Raw genomic sequence first — 9,135 nt, 5'->3', positions numbered from 1 at the left:
GGTAGCGGCAACGCACAAACAGACTACTTTTTATCCGAAAAACGACACTATCAAAACATTCATTAGTTTTTTATCCTTTTTCGCCCAAAATGCTGGTCATCGCACATTCTGTAATATTTGAAAAAGCGGCTATCAAGCCGCCTTCTCCTCTATCAGATACTTACTCAGCGTATACACCGCCTCATCGTGCGCAACATCAAGCCTCCACAATGTCTGCGTAAACAACGGCTCCAACTCATTGCGCCAAAGCTTCTCCGACATTCGCACCCCATTACTCCGCAGCATTCTTCTCAAGCCATCCGCAGTCAGCCGCAAGGCACCACGCCCTTCACATGCACCACAAGCATTCATCTTCACTTGCCCCGTCCCCGCGCATTTCGGACACTTGGTACTCTTACTCGCCTGCTTCTCTGCGTATGTATCAAGCCGCGCCCGCTCTGCCTCTACAAGCCCATTAAGCCGAGAAATTTCTCCCTGATAGTGCTTTTGCCTAAACTCGCTCGTCGCCGCTAGCTCCTGCTTCTCAGCTTTAGCTATGCTCAATTTGTAGCCACGAATAAGCCGCTTGCTGCGTTTGGCTTGCTCGCTGTGCGCTTTCCACAGCGTCTTCAGCTTGCGCGCCTGGCTAGGAGTCGGGGTACCGTGAAACGCATCTATCGCGGTCAGAACAATGTACTTACCTAGATCTTTACGGACAGTCTCTCCCAGCTTCAGCTTGTTAAGCAGTCGTTGCTCAATCCGCCCCCGAGCCTGCGCATCATCAAGCCATCGCCACATGATCGCATCACTGCCCAACGGGTGTTCACGCTGCAATTTACCCAGCACCCCCAAAATCACATCACCCGTAAGTGTCTGGCGCCCACGCTGCATGCTCGGCGTCTTCTCCAGATGCATACGAATAAATAGCTCTAACCCTCGACTCATGCGGCACCTCCCAATGTCGGCCCCTGCAAACGGCCAGTTAAGTATTCAGTAATCAGTGTTTTCATTTCATCTGCGCTGTAGCAGTAGACGAATAGATAGTTTTGGTTTGTCAGGCGCATTTCCCACTTGCGCTGGTCGTCGCTAATGCGTCCGCCGCCCGGCTCTTTTGCTTCAATGCGCAGGCCGTGGAAGCCACATGCAGCCACATCGAGAATGTAGTCTGGGTAACCTGGCTGGCCACCAAGGCGATAAAAATCAGCTCGGGCTTTCTTGCCGCGTTTACCTTCATTCGGCACATGCGTCAAAAAATCATCCACGGCAATGCCAGCAATCACTTTGCTGCGCGCCCACTTCACCAGTTCTGCGCACTCTTCGGTTTCGGCCTCGCGGCGCACTTTCTTCACACTGCCACTCTGTTGCTTAATCCGTCCTAGCTTGCGCTCTAGGGAATAAACGTTGTCATCAAACATACTTTGCCCCCTTAATCTCAATAACGCCGTCACGCACACGGCGCATCAGAGTGATGTGCAAGGCGCGCAGCATGTACTGCTCACGCTCGCCCGGTTCGAACTCGTAACCGATTCGACCATCGATGACATCATGACAAGCAGAGCACGCATCAACGCCCCAGATATCGTCCGACTTGTACGCCATGCCATGGGTCTCACTTGGTAAGTGCGCAAACACGACAATTTCCGGGTTGTAATTGCATACTCCCAAAACCTGCAATGCGCACTGCTGTCCACGCGCTGCGTCAGTAAGTTTCTTGTTCCGTAACGCAGGTGCTTTCGCCTTCATGCAAACCCCAGCAATGTGTTGACTGCTCTATCCACCTCGGCCTTGGTTGCGAAATGGCTGTGCAGTATGTGATTCCAGATAACCGTCAATGAGGCTGTGTAGAGCTCGTCGAACTCGCGATCATCCATATTGGCGAAAGAAATAGACTTGGCTTCGCGTTTAACAGTGCCGTTAGGTAACGTCACCGTTTTGTAGAAACCAGCTTCGGCCACTACCCATTTTCGATAAGCGGTAAAACTCTTTTCGACCTCGATGTTGGCACGCTTTCCCGCCAATGCATTCAGGTAGTCGTTTGCGAGGCTCAACAAAACATTCTCCGCGCCTCCTAGTTTTGAAAGCTCTCTTGCAAACCGGCACACTAAGTTCCTTTCTTGCGGTGAGATAGCACCGCCAGACGGAGTCCAGTAGTCAAATCCAAGGTTCAATAAAGCAAAGTACTTTCTATGCAACCGTGGGTTCCGATTTTCTTTGAAGATCCCTTCCAATACCGAGCCAACACGTTTTTTATCGATTAAGGCTTTATCGTCGTCGGTTAGCGGCATGAGGGCACCGCCCGGCAACTTAACTAGAGACAATTGCATCAGTCGTGGTCTCTCTCATCGCTGCGGAAGAACGTCCCAAGCCATAGCAAATAAGCAACTAACACGATGACGGCCCATACAATCAGGCCAATACTCTGTGCCGTCATGCTGCCTCCTGTTCTATTTGAGCATGCAACCAAGTCACCGGTACCAACCGGTAAACATGCACGATCGTGCCTCGGTCACTTGTGTAATAGACGCGCTGCTTCACCAGACCATGTTTAAAAGGTCGAACGTCGCGTAAACGAGCAGATATCGAGGCTTGGGTATCGGGTGTCTCAGGGAAGAAATATTGAATGTCCGCTTCAATTTCTCGAAGTGTCTTCCAAGCAGGGCCTCGCGTGAGTGTGACAACGCGGCCGAACTGCGTCTTAGAATTGATAGGATACCTGCCCGACTTAATCCAACGCGCGATATGTTTGCGAATGTCTACAACCTCGCGGATTGGCGTTTTCACTGGATGCGGCTTAGTGATTGGCATACTTATCCCTCACGCGACTAGCCCAGAGCGGGCGTTCTCGATAGCAACGTGACGCGAAACAATGGCTTTCGTTGGCATCAACATATGAATGCCAAAATAGAAACCACGCAACTTGGCCAGCTGACACATGAGGATTGCATTATCCCGGCCTTGGACTCCTCGTCGTTGCCAACCACGAACTGTGATCTCAGACTTGCCGGTGCAACCCGCGATATCTTTCACCGCTTGTGTCTTATCGCCAGCGTGTAGCGACAACAAACGCATATATGCTAGGAAAGCATCAGACGCCAACTCTCGGCGCATTTCTTCATTTTTAGGCTGCATGGCTACCTCCAGAGATCAGTTTGCAAGTATTGGCTAGTGCGGTTGGTGCAGAGCGCTTTTCGAAGCCACCTTTGAATACCAAACGGCAGGCATCGGTTTTACCAACAGTTAGCGGTGGGTCGATGGGAAAACCAGCTTGTACGTTTCCCATTTCAGCGATGCCAACCAGCTTGGGCGGATAGTTTTGTGGCCGATGAAACAAGTAAGTCCGGTACCGGTTTTCGAACTCTCTCGCGACGAACTTGAGCTCACTTTCTGGGTAGCGGCAAATTGCTGGCCAGCCTCCCATTTCATGGATCACTGCATGAATTAGCGCATCGTCGAACACGATGGAGCTATGCCCACCGACGGCACCAATTGCACGGCTAACTTTTGCCCAAGCGATAAGGGCCCTATCGTTGCTCGTGCCTCCCATCAGCTTGATGAGATCTGCTGGTTTCGGTGCAAACTGGCCGTTATCAGGGTTTTGGGTATGCCTTGATAGTGCCTCGGTAACGGCACTCAAGTCGTAGTGTTTTAGGGCTTCCCAATACACACGCAGCACACCCTTGGAGGCCTCTCGGCCATACACTGCGAGCACATCGGTAAGCTCAGTAGCAAACTGTTTTCGGTCGTTGTTAGTCATTGGTCGTTACCTCGTGTTTTATTCGTGGTCGTACACGATTCCGCAGTCACTCTCGCCCAGCCACTCGTCAACAGCGCTGCGGTTTCGCTGTTCGAGTTGCGCTTGCTTGCCCATTGATTGCCCAACCGCTTGTGTCTGGTAGTTTTCAAGCCAAGCAACTTCAAAGCCCTGCCATCCACGCTCGACGCAAATACCCAGAACGTCATCGACGGTGAGCCCGAGACGCTGATTTGTCTCCGTGAGCTTTGTACCCAGTCGATTAATCACGGTCTGGGTGATGGGAGCACGTTTTTTATCCCGAAGAGTTTTCCAGTCTTTGAAAACTTCCGAAGAGGGTTCACTCGGCCAAGTTGAGAAATCGAACGCAGACTTGCGCGTATTACTGTTGTTCGGATCTGTGATCGGATCTGTGATCGGATCTGTTATTGATTGGGCGGTTCCGCCCTGTGGATTGGGCGCATCCGCCCCGTGGTTTGGGCGATTCCGCCCAATGGATTGTGCGGGTTCGCCATAACGATTGGGCGATTTCGCCAAAACGGTTTTTGCAGCTTCTATTAGTGCTTCAAAGTTGATTTTGAAATGCGTTGTCGGTGCACCATTGGCGCGCCTAACTCTCGTTTCAATAACATCAGAGTGCAGTGATTTAGCTTTAGAAATGGCACGCTTAACCTGATCACGACTAAGCTCCAATTCCTCTGCCAGTTCAACTTGGCTTTTGTAAAACCACCCACCTTTTTGAGAAGCGCGATTCGACCAAAATATAAGCTGACTCAGAACGGCTGCTACGGTGTAGTTGCCTCCACACATGCGAACAACAACACGCGATATAGAAAGGTTCGCACCCTGCCCCAGCAGTTCGCCTATGATGACGTGATCTTTCATTAGTGCAGCCCCTGCCATTGATTCGTATGTGGCATACAGACATAGTTTTCAGGCCCCATCATTGAAGGGGCTGAAATAGATTTGATGGTAAGAGAGAGTCGCATTTGGTCAGGACGAACGCCGCGGCGATTAGCCGCAGCATTGATGACTAACTCGCTAAATGCATCATGTGCATCTAGGTTGTCGATCTTACGTACTCCACGTACATACTGCATAAGGATGCTGCTCACAGCTCCTCCTCACGACGAACTAGCTCCAAGCGATGGCTTGCCGGAGGCATGTGAACGAATTCACCCTCTATTGGCTCAGCTTGGCGTTTGGCTCGTTTGTCAATTTCAGGGAAAAAGTCGAGGTCAGGAAAGCCTTGGTCGCGCCATGCGGCCAACACTTCACGATGTAGCTCAGGATCTTCAGCAAGAAGATCGATGATTGCGTCAATAAGTAAAACGTTTGAAAGCACTGCTTTGGGTTGCCCAAGCTGTTTACTCAATACTGAGAGCAAGTCGCTTTCTTGCTCAGTAAACCGAACTTTTACTTGGCTATCTCGTACATCTTTCATCGATAGCCCGGGTTTACCGATCAGCCTGTTTCTCTCAAGCTGATCAAGCCGCAGCTGAATGTATGGTTTGGTCATTGGTCGTTACCTCGTTGGTCGTTTGTTTTGTTAGCACTAACTGAAGGGCCTTCCCATCCCTTCCAAAGAAGTTAGGATCATATGTGTAATCGAATAGCTCAGAGCAGTGACAGATAAAATGAATTTCCTCGGGTATTCCTCGTTCCCTCCATTTGTAAATGGCGGTCCTAGATACGCCGAAAAAGTCTGCAGCCTTCTGCACACCTCCTAATGTTTTAACTAAGTAATCAACAGTAAGCATTGGTCGTGATACCTCCTGTCACAATGATTACACTAGTCACGTTGTTATTCAAGTTGCAAATTGTTCATATTGTTTTGGTAACACAGTTATCATTTGAGGTGTAATGACTAACAATTAACCAACCAAAGAGAGAAGACATGAGCGGAGATCTCGGCGAGCGAGTGCTAAAAAGAAGAACTGAACTGGGTTTAACTCAAGATCAGCTAGCATCACAAGCTGGAATTAGCCGTATGGGCGTAGCAAAAATTGAGTTATCGGTAACTCAAAGTGCCCGTGCAGACACTCTTTTTTCTTTGGCGAAAGCATTGAAATGTAAGCCAGAGTGGCTTCTTTACGGAAAAGGCTCGCCGGAATTAGATGAGAGAAATATAGAGCCAGGTCCAGCTATCGAGCAATATGTTCCAGAAGTAAACTGGGTCCAAGCTGGAAACTGGACATCAGCAGGAGACAGCGTTCATCCCGCGGATGCACCTCTTCACCCCTGTCCGGTAAAATGCTCATCAGGTACGTTTGCTCTGAGAGTAAAAGGTCAATCTATGGAGCCAAGGTTTGAAGAGAATGACCTGATTTTTGTCGATCCTAATCAGGTGGATGCAGAGCATGGTAAGTTCGTAGTTGCCATGATGGAGGGCAGTGACGAAGCCACTTTCAAACAGCTACAAATTATAGAAGGCCAAAAGATGCTGAAAGCTCTGAATCCAGATTATCCACCTGATATGCGTTACGTGAAAATCAACGGTAACTGCAGACTTGTGGGCACAGTGATAAGCCATGTGAAGCCTGTCTGAGTTCGCATTCGTGCAAAACTACTAGCTATATGAGAAATCGACCGCCCACTAGGGCGGTTTTTTTTCGCCCAACAAGAAACAAAAGTAATCATGAGTTAAAAAAGTTATCTTTTCTTGTTGACGAAAGTTAGTGACGATAGTTATCATTCTCACGTCAAGACACATGTGAGACCAGTCTTGTAAACAATAGTTTCTTAAAATGAAAACTATTGATACGAAAAAGCCCCGCACTGAGGCGGGGCTTGTCCGGGGAGAGGATAACGACCAAATCATTCTCTCCCGACCGCTTACGCGGTTGAGGTAACAACCAATCTCTACTGAGAAAGATTGGAGTCAGGTTAACGACCAAGAAAACCTGACTAGTAAGGGCTAACGACCAAGAAAGCCCACAACCACGGAGATTTTACCATGATTTCTGGATTTGATAACTACTTAGATACACAACTTACAGAGCACACTAAGCAACTCGATCGCCAAGACGCTCGTGAAGAGGCCATCAAGGCATTTATCACACACGGAAAAGATCGAATTCTGGGTAATCAAGAATTCTGCCGACTTTCATTTAGCGACTTTGGCTCTTTCTACTTTGGCGACTTCCATGAGGGACGCGCCGCCGATGGTCTGCTTAAGTTCTTAATGGACTACGACCCCGACCAACCTCATGTAACCCAGAAACTATTAAGCCTTCAGGCATTCGCCTATAGCGCTCTCGATTCATTTATGGACGAACAGCGCCAACGTATCGAAGCAGAATTCGATCGTGAAATGACTGAGGCTGCTTGATATGGACGCAAGCCAACAACAAGAACTGCTACAAGCCATGTTCGAACCCGAGGATATTGAGTGGCGTGTTCAGCGCGCTGGCTTTTTCGGCGATAAACCTTGGGTAATGGCAGTCCCTTATATAACAGCTCGTGCAGTGCAAGAACGCTTTGATGATGTGTTTGGTGCTTTCGGCTGGGAACCAGCCTTTCGGGACATAGTATCCGAGGGCCGGATCATCGGTTGTCAATGCGGTATTACCGTCCACACCGAAGCACGTAGCATTACTAAGTGGGATGCCAGTGAGAATACCAACAACACCAACATCGACGCGATAAAGAGTGGTCGTTCTACTTCGATGAAACGTGCTGCCGTTCAATGGGGCGTCGGTCGGTACCTCTATCAAATGGACACCACTTTTGCAGAGTGCCGACAAGCATTGAGCTTTCGAGACAAGGTGATGGGCAATATCCATGTGGTCAAGAGCAAAGGTAAGCCGGATATGTATATCGACTGGCGCACGCCTAACCTACCCCACTGGGCAATTCCGAGAAGAAACTTTTCTGTCTACTTCGACGATATTCGCGCCGCGACCGATATGGGCCAGCTTTCCATGGCACTTAGTGAGGCTATTAAAGCAATCAAAGCCTCGCAAGACATGGAAGCAAAGGCAGAACTACAAAGACTCCGCTCTGAGAAAATCGAAGAACTTGAATCGAAAGATAGTGAGCGACAAGAACAGAAAGCTAGAGAGCTTATGGCCAAGTCACTCGATCTATCAGCACTGCTTCGGAACATCCCGACTAAGGGGGCTTTGTTTAATGCTTTTGAAAAGGGCGTTCTTCAACTGACGAACCAAGGCAAAAAGGACGGTATCTCCTCGGTAGGTGCAATCGAGGCACTGAGAGAAACCTATAAATCACTGAAACACCGAATGGATGAAGGTAACAGCCATGACCAATAACACTGCACTAATCACCCTAGACCAAATTACGCACATGTCTCCTTCTAAGGCTGTTGATGTGCTCCGCAACAAGGACAGCCTGAAGTCCATTATCGAACGAGTTCGAGTAGAGGCTACCAGTGAAGTCCTAGATGTAAACCAAAAGAAAGACCGCGAACGCATGGGCTCACTCGCTCGGACGGTTAGCACTAGCAAAACGACGCTAGTTAAGGCAATCAAGGCTGCAATTGCCGATATGGAAACGAAGGTAAGAGACGTCAAAGCGACCTGTAAATATGCAGAAGATGAGCTCAATAAAATACGTGATGAAGTACTATCTCCGCGCAAAGCGTGGGAGGAGGAACAGGCTCGAATACAGAAAGAGCGAGAGGAAGCAATTTTCCTACGCATCGAAAACATTCGACAAATGGGCAACGTTCAATACATCGCTGATCTTTCTGAGCTGAAAGATATGGCTAACGCTCTCGAAGCTATGCCGATCACCATAGAGCACTTTGAGGAGTTCGTCGGTGACGCGATTTCAGCTCGTGATGAGGCGTTAAGAAGCATTAACGACGCCATTATTCATCAAGTCCAAGAGGAAGCTCGCGCCAATGCACTAGCAGAGCAACAAGTCACTATTGCAATCAATGAGATCAGACTTATTCCGACAGAAGCGTTCTCTAAGTGTGCTAGCGAAATTGCTCTAATGATCAGTGAACTAAAACAAAAAAGCATGAGTCTATCTGCCGATTCGTTTGGTGATCGCCTTACAGAGGCGCAGCAGGCGGCGGATACGTCCTTGCAGCAACTACAAATACTGCTCAACTCAAAATCTGAGGAAAGCCAAGGCTCTACTCCTATCACGCTGAACAGCGAGCAAGTTGAATCAGCTACACCCGCCATCAAGCGTGCGAGCTTAGTATCAACGACTCAACACCAACTAGAGAGTGGCATGGTTTCAATCTCGATGCGCGAATACCGCCACTTGCAGCAATGCGAGGCAGAACTAGAGGCCCTAAAAGCCTTTGGCGTTGACAACTGGTCTGGCTACGCCGATGCAATGGCATCACTAAACGACCACGCAGCATAAAACAACGGCCCCTGTTGTTCAGGGGTATTTAGAAATGCATTCGGTGAGTGTGTTTCTAA

General features: G+C 49.0%; 14 protein-coding genes. 4 read left to right on the top strand and 10 right to left on the bottom strand.

Features of this window, described 5'->3' with window-relative positions; translation table 11 throughout:
• Positions 1–132: 132 nt before the first annotated feature.
• The 10 genes from E8E00_RS04740 to E8E00_RS04695 all read right to left on the bottom strand — a co-directional run bounded on the left by E8E00_RS04740 (position 133) and on the right by E8E00_RS04695 (position 5,249).
• Entirely contained in the window at positions 133–924 is a 792-nt protein-coding gene (locus E8E00_RS04740) for a TIGR02642 family protein (RefSeq protein ID WP_096629059.1), read from the bottom strand.
• Complete coding sequence (locus E8E00_RS04735; protein WP_096629062.1) at positions 921–1,394, bottom strand: VRR-NUC domain-containing protein; 474 nt, start codon at positions 1,392–1,394, stop codon at positions 921–923. The genes E8E00_RS04740 and E8E00_RS04735 overlap by 4 nt, the downstream gene beginning before the upstream one ends.
• The gene (locus E8E00_RS04730; protein WP_096629065.1) at positions 1,387–1,722 is read right to left on the bottom strand and encodes a nuclease domain-containing protein; all 336 of its coding nucleotides are present in this window, start codon (positions 1,720–1,722) and stop codon (positions 1,387–1,389) included. The genes E8E00_RS04735 and E8E00_RS04730 overlap by 8 nt, the downstream gene beginning before the upstream one ends.
• Positions 1,719–2,303, bottom strand: a complete 585-nt coding sequence (locus E8E00_RS04725) for a DUF1367 family protein (RefSeq protein WP_096629067.1) — start codon at positions 2,301–2,303, stop codon at positions 1,719–1,721. The genes E8E00_RS04730 and E8E00_RS04725 overlap by 4 nt, the downstream gene beginning before the upstream one ends.
• A gap of 103 nt (positions 2,304–2,406) precedes the next feature.
• Positions 2,407–2,784 carry a hypothetical protein gene (locus E8E00_RS04720; protein ID WP_096629070.1) on the bottom strand — a complete coding sequence of 126 codons (378 nt, stop codon included), beginning with the start codon at positions 2,782–2,784 and terminating at the stop codon, positions 2,407–2,409.
• 9 nt (positions 2,785–2,793) lie between these two features.
• Positions 2,794–3,108, bottom strand: a complete 315-nt coding sequence (locus E8E00_RS04715) for a hypothetical protein (protein ID WP_096629072.1) — start codon at positions 3,106–3,108, stop codon at positions 2,794–2,796.
• On the bottom strand, positions 3,098–3,733 hold the full coding sequence (locus E8E00_RS04710; RefSeq protein WP_096629075.1) for a DUF6475 domain-containing protein: 636 nt from the start codon (positions 3,731–3,733) through the stop codon (positions 3,098–3,100). The genes E8E00_RS04715 and E8E00_RS04710 overlap by 11 nt, the downstream gene beginning before the upstream one ends.
• An 18-nt stretch (positions 3,734–3,751) precedes the next feature.
• Positions 3,752–4,615, bottom strand: a complete 864-nt coding sequence (locus E8E00_RS04705; protein WP_096629077.1) for a hypothetical protein — start codon at positions 4,613–4,615, stop codon at positions 3,752–3,754.
• Positions 4,615–4,845: a hypothetical protein gene (locus E8E00_RS04700; protein ID WP_096629080.1), complete on the bottom strand. Its 231-nt coding sequence runs from the start codon at positions 4,843–4,845 to the stop codon at positions 4,615–4,617. Before E8E00_RS04700 ends, E8E00_RS04705 begins: the two co-directional genes overlap by 1 nt.
• Positions 4,842–5,249: a hypothetical protein gene (locus E8E00_RS04695; protein ID WP_096629082.1), complete on the bottom strand. Its 408-nt coding sequence runs from the start codon at positions 5,247–5,249 to the stop codon at positions 4,842–4,844. The genes E8E00_RS04700 and E8E00_RS04695 overlap by 4 nt, the downstream gene beginning before the upstream one ends.
• Before the next feature lie 378 nt (positions 5,250–5,627).
• Here E8E00_RS04695 and E8E00_RS04690 point away from each other — a divergent pair, with 378 nt between their 5' ends.
• From E8E00_RS04690 to E8E00_RS04675, 4 genes are all read left to right on the top strand, one after another.
• The gene (locus E8E00_RS04690) at positions 5,628–6,278 is read left to right on the top strand and encodes a LexA family transcriptional regulator (RefSeq protein ID WP_096629086.1); all 651 of its coding nucleotides are present in this window, start codon (positions 5,628–5,630) and stop codon (positions 6,276–6,278) included.
• Positions 6,279–6,686: 408 nt separating this feature from the next.
• The gene (locus E8E00_RS04685) at positions 6,687–7,061 is read left to right on the top strand and encodes a hypothetical protein (RefSeq protein ID WP_096629089.1); all 375 of its coding nucleotides are present in this window, start codon (positions 6,687–6,689) and stop codon (positions 7,059–7,061) included.
• Position 7,062: 1 nt separating this feature from the next.
• Positions 7,063–8,004 (top strand): Rad52/Rad22 family DNA repair protein, encoded by a 942-nt coding sequence (locus tag E8E00_RS04680; RefSeq protein WP_096629092.1) that lies wholly within the window; start codon positions 7,063–7,065, stop codon positions 8,002–8,004.
• Complete coding sequence (locus tag E8E00_RS04675) at positions 7,994–9,076, top strand: hypothetical protein (RefSeq protein WP_096629095.1); 1,083 nt, start codon at positions 7,994–7,996, stop codon at positions 9,074–9,076. The genes E8E00_RS04680 and E8E00_RS04675 overlap by 11 nt, the downstream gene beginning before the upstream one ends.
• The last annotated feature ends 59 nt before the right edge of the window (positions 9,077–9,135 follow it).

The organism is Salinivibrio sp. YCSC6, assembly GCF_004916735.1.
Classification (GTDB): domain Bacteria; phylum Pseudomonadota; class Gammaproteobacteria; order Enterobacterales; family Vibrionaceae; genus Salinivibrio; species Salinivibrio proteolyticus.
This window is presented reverse-complemented; position numbering and strand designations above follow the sequence as displayed.